This is a genomic window from Aureimonas altamirensis (assembly GCF_023702225.1).
GTDB lineage: Bacteria > Pseudomonadota > Alphaproteobacteria > Rhizobiales > Rhizobiaceae > Aureimonas > Aureimonas altamirensis_B.
Genome location: NZ_JAMQCO010000004.1, coordinates 277,303 through 295,449 on the forward strand (window position 1 = coordinate 277,303; position 18,147 = coordinate 295,449).

Consider the following 18,147-nt stretch of genomic DNA (forward strand, 5'->3'; position numbering starts at 1 on the left):
GGCTTTTCTGGCTTAATCGCTTGCCAATCAGGCTGAACGGACGTTCAAGCGGTTGACAGATAGCGAGATCGTGACAGACTTGCCACAATGATGCATGCACCCGTCCGCTGGATCGGACATAAGGGCCGGCACACCGTCATACCAACTGATCCGAAGGAGAGACAATGGTTTCCGGAACGCGTCTCCGCACCCCCGCCCTCATGGCAGCCCTGGCCTTTGCGGCCATCCCGGCACAGGCGCTGGCCGCCGAGCCGGATTCCTGCCGCACGGTGCGCCTGGCCGATGTCGGCTGGACGGACATCACTGCCACCACGGCGACCGCGTCGGTCGTGCTGGAAGGGCTGGGATACGAGCCGCAGACCAGCATCCTGGCCCTGCCCGTCACCTTCACGTCCCTTGCCAACGGCAATATCGACGTGTTCCTGGGCAACTGGATGCCCACCATGGAAGCCGATATCGGACCCTATCGCGACAAGGGCGAGATCGAGGTGATCCGCACCAATCTCGAGGGCGCGAAATATACGCTGGCCGTGCCGCGCTATCTGTACGATGCCGGCCTGAAGAGTTTTGCCGATATCGCCAAGTTCCGCGAGCAGTTGAACAATCGCATCTACGGCATTGAGCCCGGAAATGACGGCAACCGGCTGATCCTCGACATGATCCAGAAGGACACGTTCGGGCTTTCGGGTTTCGAACTGGTGGAATCGTCCGAGCAGGGCATGCTTTCGCAGGTATCGCGCCAGACGCGCGGCGAGCAGCCCATCGTCTTTCTCGGCTGGGAGCCCCATCCGATGAACTCGAATTTCGAGCTTGCCTATCTGGAAGGGGGCGATGACGTCTTCGGGCCGAATTTCGGCGGTGCGACGGTGGATACCAATACCCGCAAGGGCCTTGTGGAAGCCTGCCCCAACCTCGGCCAATTCCTCAAGAACCTGGAATTCACGCTGCCGCTCGAAAACGAGATCATGGGCGCCATCCTGGACGACAACAAGGAGCCGGAACAGGCAGCGCGCGAATGGCTCGCCGCCCATCCGGACACGCTCGGCCCATGGCTGGACGGCGTCACGACCTTCTCCGGAGAGCCCGCACTGGAAGCCGTGAAGGCCAAGCTCGGCTCGTGATCAGCGGCAGGTCGACAGAAATGTGACCATGCCGAAATTCCAGACCGTGGCGGCAAGCGCCAGCGCGGTCAGGACCGCACCGGCCATAAGCAGGGTCGATGCGGTCCGCGCTGCCCACAGGCGATATTGCAGCAGCAGCATCGCCGCCAGCGGCACCAGGGATGCGAGCCACACTCCCACCAGCACCGCCCGCTGCACCGACGTGCCGGCAAACGGCCGCATGTCCCAGCCGAAGGCACAGCCGACGGACAGCAGCGCATACAGCGCGATAAAGACCACCCCCCACCATGCGAAGCCGCCGGTCAGCATCCAGAAGACGGCGCGTGAATTGCGTTCGGACCCGGTCATGGCAGCGGTACCCTTTCGACCAGCATCGGGATGACGGCGAGGAGCGCGCTCGACAGGATCGCGATCAAAAGGGTGAAATCCTGCCACAGTTTTGCGATCGTAACCGGCGCAGCGCGCGAGGCGGACACCAGCCCCGCACGCCCCCGGAAGAAGGCGACCGCGCAGAGAAGCGCCCCGACGAAAGCCTGCATCAGCCCATAGCAGACCAGCGCCAGGTTGGCGGCCGCGTAGGCATGCACGAACGGATCGGGCAGATGATAGCGGATCAGCGCCGCCAGAATGACGATCATCGCCAGATTGCTTCCGAACCCGACCGCCAGCCACATCTGGCGCGTGTCGCGCTTCGACCGGTTCGCCGCAGCCGCCATACGCACCGCCGCCATCGCCGCGCCGGCCGACACGACCACGAAGGCCACTAGCCCGAACCCGCTTTGCATCAGTTGCGGCGGTGGCCAGCCTGGCGCGACCAGCCACAGGAACAGTGCGCCGAAGGCAAGCGACGAAAACAGCGAAAGATTGGCGATCAGCGTTGCGCCCATCGCCCAGACGCTCGGCGGATCGCTGGTTTCGCCGGCCGTCAACGCCGTCTCTCCGCGCCCGATGGGAAGCGGGCCGTAATCCACGCGCGCGCCCTGTCCCCGCGTCCAGAGCAGCAGGATGGCGATTGTGGCGACGAAGGCGAGAGGCGTGATCCAGTAGAAGCCGAACAGCAGCGACAGGAAGATGGTGGAGGTGACGAGAGCGCTCCACAGCGGCAGGAAGGTCGGCCGGGGCAGGATGATGACGCTCTTGATCGCCCCTGTCACCGGATGGATGCCCAGCGTCTCCTGCCAGCCGTTGCGGGCGAAGCCGAGATACCCCTCGCCGCGCGCCAGTGCGGGGCCGAGTTGCGGCGTCAGCGGATCGCGGTCGTCCACATGCGGAAGCGACGCGAAGGCGTATGACGGCGGCGGGACGGGCGTCGCCCATTCCAGCGTTTTCGCGCCCCAGGGATTGCGCTTCGTGCGTCGGCCGAAGCCGACCTGCGTGATCACATCCACCAGGAACAGCGCGAAACCGATCGTCATGATGAAGCCGCCGACCGAGGACAGGAGGTTCAGCGTTGTCCAGCCGACCGCGTCCGGATAGGTGTCGACGCGGCGGGGCATGCCGCGCAGGCCCGTCAGGTGCATCAGGAAGAAGGTCAGGTTGAAGCCGACGAAGATCAGCCAGAAGGCCGCCTTGCCGAGCCCGAAGGATGTGGTGCGCCCGGTGACCTGCGGCAGCCAGTAATACACGGCCGCCAGCATGGGGAACACGAACCCGCCCACCAGCACGTAATGCAGGTGCGCCACCACGAAATGGCTGTCGTGCACCTGCCAGTCGAAGGGCACCACCGCCACCATGACGCCGGTCAGGCCGCCGCATACGAACACGAAGAAGAAACCGAACAGATGCAGCATCGGCAGCGACAATTGCGGCCGGCCCGATAGCAGCGTGGCAAGCCATGCAAATATCTGCACGGCCGTCGGCACGGCCACCAGTGCGCTTGCGGCCGAAAAGAAGGCCAGCGCCAGATGCGGGATGCCCACGGTGAACATGTGGTGTACCCACAGGCCGAACGACAGGAAGCCCACGGCCACCACGGCCACGACGATCCAGCTATAGCCGACGATCGGCCTGCGGGCCAGCGCCGGCAGCATGGTCGAGATGGCGCCGGCCGCCGGCAGGAAGATTATGTAGACCTCCGGATGTCCGAACAGCCAGAACAGGTGCTGCCAGAGAAGCGAATCCCCGCCGCGCGTCGGATCGAAGAACGGGATGTCGAACGCGCGCTCGACCTCCAGCATGATCGAGCCCAGGATCAGCGGCGGGAAGCCCACCAGCATCATCCCGGCGGTGACGAGCAGATACCAGCCCAGCAGCGGCATCTTCGCCAGCGACATGCCCGGCGCGCGCATGGTCAGGATGCTGACGGTGATCTCCACCGCGGCTGCGACGGCCGATATCTCCACGAAGGTGATGCCGAGCAGCCAGACATCGGCGTTGATGCCCGGCGTGTAGACGCCGGAAGACAGCGGCGTATACATGAACCAGCCCGTATCGGGGGCGACGCCGGCCAGCATCGCGACGATGAGGATGGAGCCGCCGAAGACGTAGCACCAGAAGCCATAGGCGCTCAGGCGCGGAAAGGCGAGATCCCGCGCACCGAGGATCTTGGGCAGCATGTAGATGGCAAAGCCCTCGAACATCGGGATGGCGAACAGGAACATCATCACCGTGCCGTGCATGGTGAAGATCTGTCCGTAGATTTCCGGTCCGACGAAGGCGCTGCCGGGCGTCGCCAGTTGCGCGCGGATGATCATCGACAGGATGCCGCCGATACCGAAGAAGACGAAGGCAGCGACCATGAAGCGCCGGCCGACGATCGTGTGGTTGACAGCCGCGAGACGGCCCCATCCCCGCTCCGTCTTCCAGATCGCATGCAGCGCCTTGTGAAGCTGGATGGGGCTGCCGGCGACCGGCGCTTGCGATGCGGCCTGCACGATATCTTCCTGTCCTGCGCTCATCGAGCGGCCTCCCCGGCGAAGGCGGCGAAATCTTCGGGCGCCAGGGCTTCGATGGTGAAAGTCATTCCGGAGTGTCCGATGCCGCAATACTCGGCGCAGACGCCGCTGAAACGGCCCGGCCTGTCGGCCTCGATGCGCAATGTGTTGCGATGGCCCGGGATCGCGTCGAGCTTGCCCGCCAGCCGCGGCACCCAGAAGCTGTGGATGACGTCCTGCGATACGATTTCCACATCCACCGGCCGCCCGGCCGGTATGGTGGCGACGTCGATCGTCTCGGCAAGGTCGGGGCGGTCGGGATAGCTGAAGCGCCATTGCCAGCGCTCGCCGCGCGCCTCGATGCGCCACACGTCCGGCGCGGGATGGGCCAGCAGGCGCTCGCCGGCGATCAGGGCGTAGATCATCAGCGCCGTCAGCACCGCCAACGGCATCACGAAGCCGCCCCACAGGATGAAGCTCTTGTGTCCGGCCGCCGCCCAGGCGGTGCCGCCGCTTCGGAACGCATAGGCGAAGAGCCCGAGCACCAGCGCCATCAGCACCGTCGCCCCGGCCAGCATGACCCACCAGATGGCTGCGATCGTGCCGGCGGCGGGACCGGCCGGATCGAGCGTCGACAGCGGACCGGCGCAGCCGGCCAGCGCCATCAGCGCGCCGAGGCTCCCCAAGCGCATGGCGCGGCCTATGTTCACGCCATGAGACGAAGGAGGCCGCGCATGTCCGACGAACCCAAAGCCGAAAACCCGGTCATTGCGGATATCAAGCAATACGATCTTCAATCGGCCATCGCGGTGGCGGGCCACCCGCTGCATGCGATGAGCGTTCATTTCCCGATAGCCCTGGTGATCGGCACGCTGGTCCTCGACCTTCTCTACTGGTTCTTCGCAGACCCGTTCTTCCTGCGGGCCGGCACATGGGCGGCCGGCGCCGCCTTCCTGACGGGCGTCGGCGCGGGGGTCATCGGCACGGCGGAGCTGATCCTGGTCAAGGGCATCCGTATCCGCGCGGCAAGCTGGTCGCATGCCGTGGCGGCGATGACGCTGATTTCCATCGCCGGCACCAATTGGGGCCTGCGCCTCGTCAACCCGGACGCGGTCCTGCCGCTCGGCCTGTTCCTGTCCGTCGTCGGCGCGGCCGTCACGGGCCTTGCCGGCTGGTACGGAGGCAAGCTGATCTTCGATCATGGCGTCGGCATCCTCATCACCGACGACCACTGATCGAGGCCCAGGAGCTCGGCCAGGCCACCTGGCCGCAGCAGCCATTCCGGCAGCGACAAGGCGGCGAAGGAGGGCTTCATCAAGACGACGGTCAATATGCCGGTCACGATCAGGACGCCGATCACCACGATGGCGATCATCCTCCAGGCCGGCATATGGTTTCCTTCCTTGAAGACGTCGATGACCGCGCTGCCGACGCGGATGTGAAGCTTGGCCAGCATGCCCACCAGCACCAGCTTGACGGCGAACCACGCGGTGAACGTCTCCATCGCGAAGATGAGGGCCGTGCCGGTGCCGATGGCGATGAATGCGGCCGGCGAGACGATGGATACGAAGACGAAGCGCGTCACCTTCTGGATACGGAAAAGCGGCTCGCCCGTCGCGCCGATCTGGCGCCGCGCCAGCATGAAGGGCGCAGACATCAGCCCGGCGCACCAGATGGACAGGGCGATGATATGCGCGATCTTCAGCCAGACGACCGTCACGGGCGCGCATCCGCTTCGTCGCGGCCGAGCGCCCGAGCGACGATGACAAGCGCCGCCACAAGGTAGGGCAATGCGCCGGGCGCCCACATGATGAGCCCGGCCAGTTGCTGGTCGGCCAGCGCCGACATGCCGAAAGCCTCCGGCGGCAGGAAATGCGCGGCATACAGCGGGCGCGGCGCGAACGTTATCAGGGCGCCCAGAAGCCCCATCTGCATCATCGCCGCCAACATCAGCAGCCCGGCTTCGATGCCCGCATTCCGGGGCTCCAGCACGCAAGCCCAGAACAGGAACGCACTGGCGATCAGGCTGAGTTGCATGAGCCAGTAGATGCCGTCATCGGCCAGGGCCGCGGCGTAGGGCATCGGCGCATGCCAGAACCACAAAAGCAGCGCATGGAGCAGCAGCCAGAAGCCCGGATGCGACAGGCGCATGCGGCCGCGCAGCGGGTTGGCCAGCGCGAACAGCGGCGCGGCGACGGCCACCAGCAGAACGTGATGGGCTACCCGCGCCGAGAACAGGGCGGCGCTGAGCGCGCAGAGCGGCGATACGAACGCCACGACGAGGACAAGCCAGCCGGCCGCGAACAGAGGCGCGGACCCGGCCTGTCCGTTTTGCCGACGCAGCCAGAGGAAAAGGACGGGCAATGCGGCAAGGCTTGCCAGAAGCACCGGGTCAAGCGCCCAACGCGTCATGAGCTCGGCCGGAACGGGCGGCGTACCGCAAAACGGTATCGAAATCGTCGTCTCCATGCGGGCGCGTCCCTCGGTGCTGCCTGTTGCCTCTCCGGCAGGGGAATTAGAGCACCGTCGCGTTCCGTCGCCATGCAAACCTGGAACAATTCGATGAAAAAAGCGTGGGGTTCTGGCTGTCAGGTCGATTTTACGCGCCATTTGCACGTGAGGATTAGTTGACTTTTCTATTCATGATTTCATAACACCGGCAGCGAGTTTCCCGGGGCCTCAGACCCCGACCATTCCAGACCCATCGAAGGATGCGGGATCATGATCGAACGAATCCGCGCAGGCGCCCTTGCCCTGTCCCTCATGCTGGCCGCCGGCGGCTCGGCATTCGCACAGCAGGATGGCGCACCGACGCCTCCCGCCGCGCCGCAGGCTCCGGCATCCGTCGAGACCGCGCCGGCACAGCAGGCGCAGCCTGTACAGCAGCCGCCGGCGCCCGCCGCCACGGTGCCGCCTGCGGGCACTCCGGCCGCTCCTCAGCCGGCTGCTCCCGTCGAGACACCTTCGGCTGTGGCCCCGGCGGAGGCTGTTTCGCCGCCCTCGACAACCGAGCCTGTGGCGACGCCGCTGGAGCCGGTAGCCGAGCAGAACCCCGCGCTGCCACACGACCTGTCGCCCTGGGGCATGTTCATGGCGGCCGACTGGGTGGTGAAGGGCGTGATGATCGGCCTTGCCTTCGCCTCTCTCGTCACCTGGACGATCTGGCTGGCCAAGGCGCTGGAGCTTCGTCTGGCCACGCGCCGCGCCAAACGCGGCGTACGGCAGATCGAGGCCGCTCCCGAGCTTGCCAGCCTGGAAGCAGGTGGTTCCGGTGCGCTGCGGCGCGGGCCGGTCGCCGCCATCCTGAAGACGGCTCAGGACGAGCTTGCCCGCTCCGGCGGCCTGCCGGCCGATGGCGTCAAGGAGCGCGTTGCCATCGCCGTCGCACGGATCGAGGCGCGCGCCGGGCGCTCCATGACGAAGGGTACGGGCGTGCTCGCCACCATCGGCGCAACGGCCCCCTTCGTCGGCCTGTTCGGCACGGTCTGGGGCATCATGAACTCTTTCATCGGGATCAGCCAGGCCAACACGACCAACCTGGCGGTCGTCGCGCCGGGTATCGCCGAGGCCCTCCTGGCCACGGCCATCGGCCTCGTTGCGGCCATCCCGGCCGTCATCATCTACAACAGCTTTGCACGCTCCACCGCGGGATACCGCGCGCTCCTGGCCGATGGCTCCGCCGCGGTCATGCAGCATCTGTCGCGCGGGCTGGACCGGCGCGATGCCGCAGGTTCGCCCAACCGGTTCCACGCGGCGGCGGAGTAAGCTCCATGGGCGTGAACCTGAAGGAATCGGGCGGCGACGACATCGGCGAGATGGCCGAGATCAACGTGACGCCCTTCATCGACGTGATGCTGGTGCTTCTGATCATCTTCATGGTGGCCGCACCGCTTTCCACGGTCGACGTGCCGGTGGACCTGCCGGTATCGAACGCCCGTCCGGCAGACAGGCCGGACGAGCCGGTCTACCTGACAGTGCAGGACGATCTGCGGCTCGTTCTGGGCGAGGCGGAACTGGAGAGAACGGACCTGCAGGCCCGGCTGGACGCACGCACGGAAGGCAACCGCGAGCAGCGCATCTTCCTGCGCGCGGACGGCGCCGTCGCCTATGGCGACCTGATGGAGGTGATGAACGCGCTGCGCTCGGCCGGCTATCTGAAAATCGCCCTCGTGGGGCTGGAAGACACCAACGCCGCAGCCGGCGCTGGAGAGCCTGCCGCGCAATGACAGGCAAAGGCCCCCACGCACGTACACTCGAAAGCCACGGGCGGCTGTCGGCCCTGCGCTGGGGCGCTGCCGGCGCCGTCGTGCTTGCGCTCCATTCGTCGGCCGCGTGGTACGGGCTCGTCCGCCCGCCCGAAGCGGCCCCGCCGCCCGGCGCCCCGGAAGCCGCCGTCCTGATCGATCTTGCTCCGCCGGCAGCTTCGCAGGCCTCGGCCGCCGTGGAAGGCGACATCGAGGAAGAGCCGAACGAGGCCGAACCCCTCCCCGAGCCTCCGGAGCCGACACCGCCCGAGCCGGTGGAAGAACCGCAGCCGGAGCCGGAACCGATTCCCGAACCGGAGCCTGAACCCGAGCCAGAACCGGAGCCCGAGCCCGAGCCCGAACCGGAGCCGGAGCCGGAACCCGAACCGGTCGAGGAGCCGGAAATCGCTCCACCCGAATTGCCGGAGATGGAAACCCAGTCCGACGCGATCCTGAATGCGCCGCGGCCCACCGCACGCCCGACGCCACCCCCGCCGGTACGACAGGCGCAACGCGAGCGTCCGCGCCAGGAAACCCGCCGCGAGCCTCGGCGCGAACAGCCGCAACGTCAGCAGCGGCGGCGGCCGGCAGCGTCGGAGGCGTCCGCCGCCTCGCAAGGCCAGCGGAACCGAGAGGCCAGCCAGGGCTCTCGCGCCTCGTCGGTATCGCCGGCACGTTGGCAATCGCAGGTCCAGGCACGGCTGAACCGCTTCAAGCGGACACCGCCGGGCGGTGGCCGCGGCACCGTCTCCATCGCGTTCAGCATGGATGGCGGCGGCCGGCTGACGGGTGCGCGCGTCTCCCGCTCCGCCGGCAATCCGGTGCTCGACCAGGCGGCGTTGCAACTGGTGCGCCGCGCCAGCCCCTATCCGGCGCCTCCGGGCGGCAGTCCGGTTTCCCTGACCGTGCCCATCCGTTTCGACTGACATGAAAACGCCCGCCGTCGTTACCGACGGCGGGCGTTTCCTTATTTGGGCATTACAGGGTCAAAGCGGCTTCAGGCCGGCTTCGATCTCGGCGCGACGGCCCTCCAGGAAGGGCGGCAGGGACAGGCTTTCGCCCAGCGTTTCCATCGGCTCGTCGGTCGCGAAACCGGGCCCGTCCGTCGCGATCTCGAACAGGATGCCGTTCGGCTCGCGGAAGTAGAGGCTCCGGAAATAGAAGCGATCCACCGGCCCGCTTTGCGGCAGGCGCAGATGCGCCAGCCGCTGCGTCCATGCATCGTAATCCCCGTCCGGAATGCGGAAGGCGACATGATGCACGCTGCCGGCCCCCGGCTGCGCCGCCGACAGGTTCGGCTCCTCAGCGACGTGCAATTCCGCTGCCGGACCACCGTCGCCCATCTCGAACACCAGCGTCCGCGCTCCATCGATGCCCTCGTATTCCCGCGCCTTGCGCATACCGAGAACCTCCTTGACCACGAGCTCCGTCCGGCTGGCATCCGGTACGCTCATCGTGATGGGGCCGAGGCCGCGGATCTGGAACTCTGCCGGCACCGTGGACGCATCCCAGGGGGTGGACGGCCCCGCTCCGTCATCGTCGATGAGAGACAGCCTCTGGCCCTCCGGGTCCTCGAAATCGATCGTCGCCCGCCCGTCGCGCAAGATTATGCCGCCATTGGCGACGCCCTCGTCGGCAAACCGGGAAACCCAGTATTCCAGCGCCTTCTGCCCGGCGACGCGCAGGCCGGTGCGGTTGATGGAGTGGGTCCCGCGACGCTCCCGCTCGACCGGCCAGTCGAAGAATGTGATGTCGGTGCCGGGGTTCGCCTCGCCATCGGCATAGAAAAGGTGATAGGCGCTGACGTCGTCTTGGTTGACCGTCTTCTTCACCAGCCGCAGGCCGAGCACCCGCGTATAGAAATCGTGGTTGCCACGGGCATCGGCCGTGACGGCGGTCAAATGATGGATGCCGATCAGTTGCATGGGTCTGCCCTCCGCTGCTGGCGGCCGAAACCGCGCTGTCTTCGTTGGGGCTCATATGGTCCCGATGCCGGGCTCTTCACATTGTTCACCTTTTCAACGCACTGTTCAACGCTGTCGATCAGTCGCGGCGAAACTGCGGTTCGCGCTTTTCGATATAGGCGGCCATGCCCTCCTTCTGGTCCTCCAGCGCAAACATCGCGTGGAACAGGCGGCGTTCGAAACGCAGCCCCTCGGAGAGGGAAACCTCGTCGGCGCGGTGGACCGTCTCCTTCAGCATCATCGTCACCAGACGCGAGCGCTCGGCGATCCCGGCAGCCATGGCGATGGCCTCGGCCTCGAGTTGCGCCGCGGGGAAGATACGGGCCACCAGCCCGCAACGTTCTGCCTCTGCGGCATCCATCATGCGTCCGGTCAGGCACAGCTCCATCGCCCTGGAGCGGCCGACAAGCCGCGTCAGCCGCTGCGTTCCGCCCATGCCGGGCATCACGCCCAGGCGGATCTCCGGTTGACCGAAGCGGGCCGTATCGCCGGCCAGAATGATGTCGCACATCATGGCCAGTTCGCAGCCGCCGCCCAACGCATAGCCGTTTACGGCCGCTATGGTGGGAATGCGGATCGCGGTGAAACGGTCCCAGGTGGCGAACCAGTTCTCGCGGATCATGTCGCGGAAATCGGCCTGCTGCATCTCCTTGATATCGGCCCCGGCGGCAAAGGCCTTCTGCGACCCGGCAACGACGATGCAGCCGATGTCCGGATCGCGGTCGAACCCTTCCGCGGCCGAAGCGATCTCTTCGGCCACGGCGCGGTTCAACGCGTTCAACGCCTCCGGCCTGTCGAGGCGGATAATGGCCACGCGGCCCTGTGTTTCTGTCCTGATGGTCGCCATTTCGTTCTTTCCGTCTGCAGTCAGTGAGCCGCCCGCAAGGCTGCGGGCAATCGTGCCGGGCCGAGGTCGGGTGCGAAGTCGGGATCGGCGACACCGGGAACAGGGTCCAGGCCGTCGGCTTCCAGCGCCCCTTCCAGCGTGTCGCAGGCCCAATGCGGGTTCCTGTCCTTGTCGATCACGGCGGCGCGGACGCCTTCGTGGTAGTCGGGGCTGGCCAGGCAGCGGCAAGCGGCATGGAATTCGTTGACCAGGCATTCCGAAAGGTCTGCCGCCTGCTTTGCGCGGCGCAACAGCTCCATCGTCGCCAGAAGGCTGCGCGGCGAGCGCCTGTTCAGCGTATCCAGCGTCCGCCGCGCGAATTCCGTGCTGCGATTGCCGAGCGCCTCGACGATGTCCTGCACGCCGTCGTGCCGGAATGCGCGCGAGATCGCCGCTTCCTGTTCGGCGAAAAGGCCTGGACCGGGCCGAGTGGCGAAGCGCGCGATGGTCTGGTCGACGCCGTCTTCGCCATGCACGAGTGCCTCTCTGAGGGCGGGCAGGCTATCGGCCGGAACATGGCTGTCGGCAAGTCCGGCATGGATCACGTCCGCCGCATCGAACGTATCGCCGGTCAGGGCCAGGTAGCGCCCCGTTTCGCCGGGCGCGCGCGCCAGAAGAAAAGTGGAGCCGACGTCCGGTACGAAACCGATGCCGACCTCGGGCATGGCGAAGCGCGTCCCATCGGTGACGATGCGGTGCCGGACATGGATGCCGAGCCCGGCGCCACCGCCCATGACGATCCCGTCCATCAGCGCCACGACCGGCTTTGCCGCCTGCGCCAGGGCGAGCACCAGCGCGTATTCGCGCCGCCAGAACTCCTCTGCCTGCCCGTCGCCGGCGCGGGCGCTGGCCGCAACGAAACGGATGTCGCCACCTGCGCAAAACGCCCGCCCGCCGGCGCCCTCGAGCAGCACCAGATCAACCTCTAGGTCGGTTTCGAAGGTGGCGAGCGCCCGCAGCGCCGCATCGACCATCTCGATGTTTAGCGCGTTCAGGGCAGCCGGACGATTGAGCCTGATGACGCCGGCCCGGCCTTCGACAAAGGCGAGAACGGGCGCTTCGCCGTCTTTTCCGGTCATCGACAATCCTCCCCGGTTTCGATTTCCAAGACCGAGGTTAGAGCCGGATGACCACCTTTTTACAACTGTCGAGGGAGCCGCCTTGGTTGGGCGTCGCGATTTTGCCGCATAAGCCCCACAGAAAAGTTACCCGCGGCCAGAGAATGTGCGACTGAATTCATCTGTGGTAAAGGAAACCTTTACGACCTCGTCCTACCCTGGAGCCTCGCTGACGATCTGATCCCGACCGGAGGAGACCTATGCTGGGAATCGCACCATCGAGAAGAGGCTTCATCAAGACCGCGCTCTTGTCCATGACGCTTCTGGCCGGCACCGGCGTACCCGCCCTTGCGGACGCCGGCTTTCAACGCTGGATCGCCAACTTCGAAAAGACGGCCGCCTCCAACGGCATCAGCAGGCAAACCTATCGCGCTGTCTTCGCCGGCGTGACCGAGCCCGACCATGACGTGATCCGCTCGGCGCGCTTCCAGCCCGAGTTCCGCGACAATGCGTGGGATTACATGGACAACCGCGTCAACGAGGAAACCGTCGCCGACGGCCGTCGTCTGGCGCAGCAGCATAAGCGCCTGCTCGACGTGATCGAGCAGCGTTTCGGCGTCAGCCGCTACGTCATCCTGGCTATCTGGTCGATGGAATCCAGCTACGGCAAGGCGCTGGAGCGCCCGGGCTCGCTGAAGCACGTGCCGCAGGCGCTGGCCACCCTCGCCTATCTGGACGAGCGGCGAGCCGGCTTCGCCCGCCAGCAGTTGATCGGCGCCCTGAAGATCGTCCAGGCCGGGCATGTGTCGCCCAAGGGGCTCACCGGCTCGTGGGCCGGCGCGATGGGGCATACCCAGTTCATTCCCACAAGCTACCTGGCCTATGCCGTGGACATGGATGGCGACGGACATCCCAATATCTGGACGTCCGTTCCCGACGCGCTCGGCACCGCGGCCAACCTTCTATCCAAGAACGGCTGGCGCACCGGCCGGACCTGGGGATACGAGGTGGCGGCCCCGCGCGGCACGAACCTCGCCGGGCTCGACCGCGCCAACAAGACACTGGCGCAATGGCAGCAACTCGGCTTCCGCCGCGTGAACGGACAGCCCTTCGCCGCCCCGTCCGACAATGCCAACCTCGTCATGCCGGGCGGCCCCAACGGCCCGATCTTCCTGATGACGCGCAACTTCTTCGTCATCAAGCGCTACAACAACGCAGACCGGTACGCCCTCGCCGTCGGCCATCTGGCGGATCGCATCGCCGGCGGCGGCGAGTTCGCCCAGAGCTGGCCGCGTGGCTATACGCCGCTCAGCGTCGCCGAGCGCTACGAGTTGCAGCAGCGCCTTTCTCAGCACGGCTTCTACGATGGCGTGATCGACGGCAAGATCGGCTCCGGGTCGCGCGGGGCCATCAGCGCCTATCAGCGCCAGCGCGGGGTCGCGGAAGACGGCAACGCGTCGCGCGCGCTGCTGGACCTGTTGCGGAGGCACTGAGGCATGCGGCGCGCCAAGCCGGCCGGGCTCAAGACCGGGCTGTCCATGGCGCTCGCCGCCGCCGTCCTGATAACCGGCGTGGCGCTGCCCGCGCCGGTGGCCGCGCAAGAGCAACGCCCCCGCAACATCCTTGAGATGCTGTTCGGTGCGCCGCGACAGGCAGAGCCTCCACGAACGATCCGACGTCAGCAGGCCCCGCGCAAGCAGGCCCGCCAGCGGCGGCCTGCCCAACCCTCGCGCAGCCAGGCAAGCCGCACCGCCGCGCCGGCTCCTGCCCCGGTTGCGGTGGCCAAGGCGGAGGATGCGCGCCGTATCCTCGTCGTGGGGGATTTCATGGCGGCGTCGCTGGCGCGTGGCCTTGCCGACGCCTTTGCCGACGATCCGAATGCACTGGTGATCGGCAAGGCCAACGGCTCGTCCGGGCTGGTGCGTGACGATTTCTACGACTGGAACGAACAGCTCCCCCGGCTGATCGAGGACGAAAAGCCCCAGGTCGTCGTCGTCATGCTGGGCGGCAACGACAGGCAGGCGATCCGAAGGCCGCAGGGTTCCATCGCCGTCCGCACGCAGGACTGGACCACCGAATACGAAAGACGCGCCGGAGCGTTGGCCGAAATCGTCACCGGGGCGGGCATCCCGTTCGTCTGGATCGGCCAACCCTCCTACCAATCCGACAGGATGGCCGAAGACATGGTCTTCCTGAACGGTATCTACCAGAAGGCCGCAACGGCGGCCGGCGGCGAGTTCGTCGATGTGTGGGGTGGGTTCACCGATGCCGGCGGCTCGTATATCTCGTCCGGGCCGGACGTCGAGGGACAGCAACGCCGGCTGCGCAATTCCGATGGCATAACCATGACGCCGGCCGGCGCGGCAAAGCTCGCCTTCTTCGTGGAGAAGCCGGTACAACGCCTTCTGGGCCTTGCCGACCCGGCGCTGGCGCCGGCCGCCGGGGAAACGCCGGGCCTTCTCGAAGCCGCGCCCAGGGTAGACCCGGCCAACGCCACGCGCGTCGCGCCGGTATCCTTCGGCGACCCGGCCTTCGACGGCGCCGATGGCCTGCTTGCCGCTCCGGCTGAGCGCCCTGGCCCCAGCGAGACCCCCTCCCCACGAGAAAGGCTGGTGCGCTCGGGCATCGCCTCAGAGCCCGGAGACGGTCGTGCGGACAGCTTCTCCTGGCCGCGCGACGGCGGCTAGAGTGGGCTCAGTTCCCAATCAGCTGAAGTTCGATTCCCAATCAGCGGACATTTGACTCCCAATCCGCGGGGCTTTAACTCTTGTTTTGCAGTGTTTGCCCGGGGGCATCTATGTATCGGCGATTCATCAGGACCAGGGTGGATGATGCCCTTTCAGACACACCGGTCGTCCTGATCGTCGGCCCGCGGCGTGCAGGAAAGACGACGTTGGTCAGAAAGGTCGGAGACGCTGACCGCGTGTATATTACACTTGACGACCACACCATTCTCGAGGCGGCACAAGCAGACCCGACAGGCCTTATTCGCGGCTTGGATAGGGCGACGATCGACGAGATACAACGAGCACCGCAACTTTTGCTCGCTATCAAAAAGAGCGTTGATGACGGTTACAAACCGGGGAAATTTCTTCTTACGGGATCGGCAAACATTCTGACCTTGCCTCGAATTGCAGACAGTCTGGCTGGCCGGATGGAAACCATCCAAATTCTGCCGCTTGCAAAGGCCGAGATCGATGGGCGAACTCCGACCTTTCTGGACCGCCTTTTCGAAGGTAAGCTCAAAGGTTGCGAACATAATATTGTCGGCAACGAACTCATCCGACTGGTTTTGCTTGGCGGATTTCCTGAAGCCATCGCACGCGACAGCGAACGCCGCCGGCGGGAATGGCTTCGCGCATATCTTACATCCATATTGACACGTGACCTGCGCGATATCGCCGATATTAACAAGCTAACCGAACTCCCTAAATTCGTACGATTAATTGCCGAGCATTCCGCCCAGTTGGTCAATTACTCTCAAGTTGCATCGGGTATAAACGTCACTCACAAGACCGCGCAGCGCTATGTCTGGCTTCTTGAGCAGGTCTTTCTTGTGACCACATTGCAACCATGGTTCACGAACTCGCTGAAACGCATCATCAAAACGCCAAAGTTGCATTTTTTGGACTCCGGTCTTTTGGCAATGGTTCGCGGGTTGTCATTCGATCGGCTACAGGCTGACCGTAGCGCATTCGGCTCCGTTCTGGAGAGTTTCGTTTATTCCGAGATCTCCAAGCTTATGACCGGCTCGAGTCTGAACCTTACACCGTACCATTTCAGGGACCGCGAAATGCGGGAAGTGGACATTGTTCTAGAGCGCGACGATGGAATGATTGCCGGAATCGAGATCAAGGCAAGCGCTACGGTCAAGTCGACAGATTTCGGAGGCCTGCGCGCATTGGCCGAAGCATGCGGAGATCGGTTCGCGTTCGGTGTCATTCTCTACGACAATATCGATGTCGTGCCCTTCGGCAACAGGCTGGTCGCAGCGCCTTTGTCCTGCTTATGGCATTAAGCGTGGCCCGACCCTGCAGGGAACATAAATGCGTTCACTAGCATTGCGGTGAGACGATTCACCGCATGGAGCCGATGATGCTACGACAGATTATCATGCCGTCCGCAGTTGTCCTGATGATGATGACGGGTGGGGCTATGGCGCAGTTTACCGGCCCGTCCGACGTTGCCCAGGCCCAGAGCCGCGGCTATCCCGCGATCACGGTCCAGGAGATTAAGGCCGACCCGAAGGACGATATGAAGGCGACGCTGGAGGGCCGCATCCTGCGCAAGGTGGGGGATGAAGAATATCTGTTCAGCGACGACACGGGCGAAATCCGCGTCGAAATCGACGATGACGATTTCCCCCGCCAGCCCGTATCGGAAACGACGAGGGTGCGCCTTGAAGGAGAGGTCGACACCCACCGCTACAAGGAAGTGGACTTCGACGTCGACAGGGTAACCATCATCCAGTGACCGGCGGCAGGGGTGGCCACGGCCACCCCATCTACGGTCAGCGTGGCAGGGTCGTCGTGCCTGTCAGCGCAAGGTCTATCGCGCGCGCGGCCTGGCGCCCCTCCCGAATGGCCCAGACGACGAGGGATTGGCCGCGCCGCACGTCGCCCGCCGTGTAGAGCTTGTCCACCGAGGTGGCGTAGTCGCTGTCGTTGGCCTTCACCGAAACGTTGCCGCGGCGGTCCACGACGGTTTCGAGCCGGTCGCCCATCTCCGCCAGCAGGCCCTCCGGATCGGGGCCCGCAAAGCCGATGGCGATGAAGGCCAGGTCGGCGCGGATGACGAACTCCGTACCCTCGACCGGGCGCCGCTTCTCGTCCACCTGGGCGCAGCGGACACCTGTCAGTTGGCCGTCTTCGCCGACGAAGTCCAGCGTCGCGATCTGGAACTCGCGCACGGCGCCTTCGGCCTGGCTGGACGAAACGCGCATCTTGGTGGCCCAGTAGGGCCAGGTCGACAGCTTGTCTTCCTTTTGCGGCGGCATCGGCCGGATATCCAGCTGCGTCACCTTGACGGCGCCCTGCCGGAAGGCGGTGCCCACGCAATCCGAGGCGGTGTCGCCGCCGCCGACAACCACGACATGCTTGCCGGCAGCCCAGATCTCGGGCGCATCCCACAAGACGCTTCTGATGTTCTCGCCGCCGACGCGGCGGTTCTGCTGCACGAGGTAGGGCATGGCGTCGTAGATGCCGCCGAGCCCGTTGGAGGGGATACCGGCCTCGCGGGGGCGCTCGGCGCCACCGCAATAAAGGACGGCGTCATACGCGTTAAGAAGATCTTCCAGCGGCTTGTCCCGGCCGATGCCGACGCCGCAATGGAAGGTGACGCCCTCGCCGCTCATCTGCTCGACGCGACGGTCGATCCAGTGCTTTTCCATCTTGAAGTCGGGAATGCCGTAGCGCAGCAAGCCGCCCGGGCGGGACTCGCGCTCGTAGACATCGACGGCATGGCCCGCACGGCCGAGTTGCTGCGCAGCCGCCAGTCCGGCCGGGCCGGAACCGATCACCGCGACGCGCTTGCCGCTCTCGGTCAACGCCGGCTGAGGCTGGATCAACCCCAGCTTGTAGGCCTTGTCGGCCAAGGCCTGCTCGACCGTCTTGATGGCGACGGGCATGTCCTCGAGGTTCAGCGTGCAGGCTTCCTCGCAAGGGGCCGGGCAGATGCGCCCGGTGAACTCCGGAAAATTGTTCGTGGAGTGCAGGTTGCGGATGGCCGTTTCCCAGTCGCCCGAATAGACGAGATCGTTCCAGTCGGGGATCTGGTTGTGAATCGGGCAGCCCGTCGGCCCGTGGCAGAACGGTATGCCGCAATCCATGCAGCGCGCCGCCTGCTTGCCCACCTCCTCGTCGGACATGGGCAGCGTAAACTCCCGGAAATGCCGGATCCGGTCGGACGCCGGCTGATACTTCGCCGTCTGCCGGTCGATCTCCAGGAAACCCGTAACCTTGCCCATGCCCTGCTCCGTCCAGTCTCGATCAATTCAACAATG

The 18,147-nt window shown here is 65.7% G+C and carries 18 protein-coding genes; 9 read left to right on the forward strand and 9 right to left on the reverse strand.

Going from position 1 to position 18,147, the window contains the following annotated elements:
• The first annotated feature begins 164 nt into the window (after positions 1–164).
• Positions 165–1,121, forward strand: a complete 957-nt coding sequence (locus tag NDN16_RS08840; RefSeq protein ID WP_251113252.1) for a choline ABC transporter substrate-binding protein — start codon at positions 165–167, stop codon at positions 1,119–1,121.
• Here the strand turns inward: NDN16_RS08840 and NDN16_RS08845 are convergent, their stop codons facing one another.
• From NDN16_RS08845 to coxB, 3 genes are read right to left on the reverse strand one after another with little or no spacing between them, the layout of a single operon-like run.
• Positions 1,122–1,469 (reverse strand): hypothetical protein, encoded by a 348-nt coding sequence (locus tag NDN16_RS08845; RefSeq protein ID WP_251113253.1) that lies wholly within the window; start codon positions 1,467–1,469, stop codon positions 1,122–1,124.
• Positions 1,466–4,018 carry a cytochrome c oxidase subunit I gene (ctaD, locus tag NDN16_RS08850; RefSeq protein ID WP_251113254.1) on the reverse strand — a complete coding sequence of 851 codons (2,553 nt, stop codon included), beginning with the start codon at positions 4,016–4,018 and terminating at the stop codon, positions 1,466–1,468. The genes NDN16_RS08845 and ctaD overlap by 4 nt, the downstream gene beginning before the upstream one ends.
• Positions 4,015–4,686, reverse strand: coding sequence for a cytochrome c oxidase subunit II (gene coxB, locus NDN16_RS08855; RefSeq protein ID WP_251113255.1), 672 nt, complete (start codon positions 4,684–4,686; stop codon positions 4,015–4,017). The genes ctaD and coxB overlap by 4 nt, the downstream gene beginning before the upstream one ends.
• 42 nt (positions 4,687–4,728) lie before the next feature.
• On the opposite strand from coxB, the gene NDN16_RS08860 reads away from it, so the two are divergent.
• Entirely contained in the window at positions 4,729–5,229 is a 501-nt protein-coding gene (locus NDN16_RS08860; RefSeq protein ID WP_251113256.1) for a DUF2231 domain-containing protein, read from the forward strand.
• On the opposite strand, the gene NDN16_RS08865 is transcribed toward NDN16_RS08860, so the two are convergent.
• Together NDN16_RS08865 and NDN16_RS08870 are read right to left on the reverse strand one after the other, a co-directional pair.
• The gene (locus tag NDN16_RS08865; RefSeq protein ID WP_251113257.1) at positions 5,193–5,714 is read right to left on the reverse strand and encodes a CopD family protein; all 522 of its coding nucleotides are present in this window, start codon (positions 5,712–5,714) and stop codon (positions 5,193–5,195) included. The genes NDN16_RS08860 and NDN16_RS08865 overlap by 37 nt on opposite strands.
• On the reverse strand, positions 5,711–6,463 hold the full coding sequence (locus NDN16_RS08870) for a cytochrome c oxidase assembly protein (RefSeq protein WP_251113258.1): 753 nt from the start codon (positions 6,461–6,463) through the stop codon (positions 5,711–5,713). The genes NDN16_RS08865 and NDN16_RS08870 overlap by 4 nt, the downstream gene beginning before the upstream one ends.
• 252 nt (positions 6,464–6,715) lie before the next feature.
• Here NDN16_RS08870 and exbB point away from each other — a divergent pair, with 252 nt between their 5' ends.
• Genes exbB through NDN16_RS08885 form a run of 3 tightly spaced genes read left to right on the forward strand, consistent with a single transcriptional unit; the run spans position 6,716 to position 9,164 of the window.
• Complete coding sequence (gene exbB, locus NDN16_RS08875; RefSeq protein ID WP_251113259.1) at positions 6,716–7,759, forward strand: tonB-system energizer ExbB; 1,044 nt, start codon at positions 6,716–6,718, stop codon at positions 7,757–7,759.
• Between the two features lie 5 nt (positions 7,760–7,764).
• On the forward strand, positions 7,765–8,220 hold the full coding sequence (gene exbD / locus NDN16_RS08880) for a TonB system transport protein ExbD (protein ID WP_251113260.1): 456 nt from the start codon (positions 7,765–7,767) through the stop codon (positions 8,218–8,220).
• Positions 8,217–9,164: an energy transducer TonB family protein gene (locus tag NDN16_RS08885; protein WP_251113261.1), complete on the forward strand. Its 948-nt coding sequence runs from the start codon at positions 8,217–8,219 to the stop codon at positions 9,162–9,164. Before exbD ends, NDN16_RS08885 begins: the two co-directional genes overlap by 4 nt.
• A gap of 60 nt (positions 9,165–9,224) precedes the next feature.
• Here the strand turns inward: NDN16_RS08885 and NDN16_RS08890 are convergent, their stop codons facing one another.
• The 3 genes from NDN16_RS08890 to NDN16_RS08900 all read right to left on the reverse strand — a co-directional run bounded on the left by NDN16_RS08890 (position 9,225) and on the right by NDN16_RS08900 (position 12,167).
• The gene (locus NDN16_RS08890; protein WP_251113262.1) at positions 9,225–10,163 is read right to left on the reverse strand and encodes a ring-cleaving dioxygenase; all 939 of its coding nucleotides are present in this window, start codon (positions 10,161–10,163) and stop codon (positions 9,225–9,227) included.
• Positions 10,164–10,281: 118 nt separating this feature from the next.
• A complete protein-coding gene (locus NDN16_RS08895) occupies positions 10,282–11,049 on the reverse strand; it encodes an enoyl-CoA hydratase (RefSeq protein WP_251113263.1) in 768 nt (255 codons plus the stop codon).
• A 20-nt stretch (positions 11,050–11,069) separates the two neighbouring features.
• On the reverse strand, positions 11,070–12,167 hold the full coding sequence (locus tag NDN16_RS08900; RefSeq protein ID WP_251113264.1) for an enoyl-CoA hydratase/isomerase family protein: 1,098 nt from the start codon (positions 12,165–12,167) through the stop codon (positions 11,070–11,072).
• A 239-nt stretch (positions 12,168–12,406) separates the two neighbouring features.
• On the opposite strand from NDN16_RS08900, the gene NDN16_RS08905 reads away from it, so the two are divergent.
• The 4 genes from NDN16_RS08905 (at position 12,407) to NDN16_RS08920 (ending at position 16,619) form a co-directional block, all read left to right on the forward strand.
• Complete coding sequence (locus NDN16_RS08905) at positions 12,407–13,639, forward strand: lytic murein transglycosylase (RefSeq protein ID WP_435301078.1); 1,233 nt, start codon at positions 12,407–12,409, stop codon at positions 13,637–13,639.
• A gap of 3 nt (positions 13,640–13,642) precedes the next feature.
• Positions 13,643–14,833: an SGNH/GDSL hydrolase family protein gene (locus NDN16_RS08910; RefSeq protein WP_251113265.1), complete on the forward strand. Its 1,191-nt coding sequence runs from the start codon at positions 13,643–13,645 to the stop codon at positions 14,831–14,833.
• 110 nt (positions 14,834–14,943) lie between these two features.
• On the forward strand, positions 14,944–16,164 hold the full coding sequence (locus tag NDN16_RS08915) for an ATP-binding protein (RefSeq protein ID WP_251113266.1): 1,221 nt from the start codon (positions 14,944–14,946) through the stop codon (positions 16,162–16,164).
• A 95-nt stretch (positions 16,165–16,259) separates the two neighbouring features.
• A complete protein-coding gene (locus NDN16_RS08920; protein WP_251113267.1) occupies positions 16,260–16,619 on the forward strand; it encodes a YgiW/YdeI family stress tolerance OB fold protein in 360 nt (119 codons plus the stop codon).
• Between the two features lie 37 nt (positions 16,620–16,656).
• Here NDN16_RS08920 and NDN16_RS08925 read toward each other — a convergent pair whose 3' ends face one another.
• Entirely contained in the window at positions 16,657–18,111 is a 1,455-nt protein-coding gene (locus NDN16_RS08925; protein WP_251113268.1) for a glutamate synthase subunit beta, read from the reverse strand.
• Between the last annotated feature and the right edge of the window lie 36 nt (positions 18,112–18,147).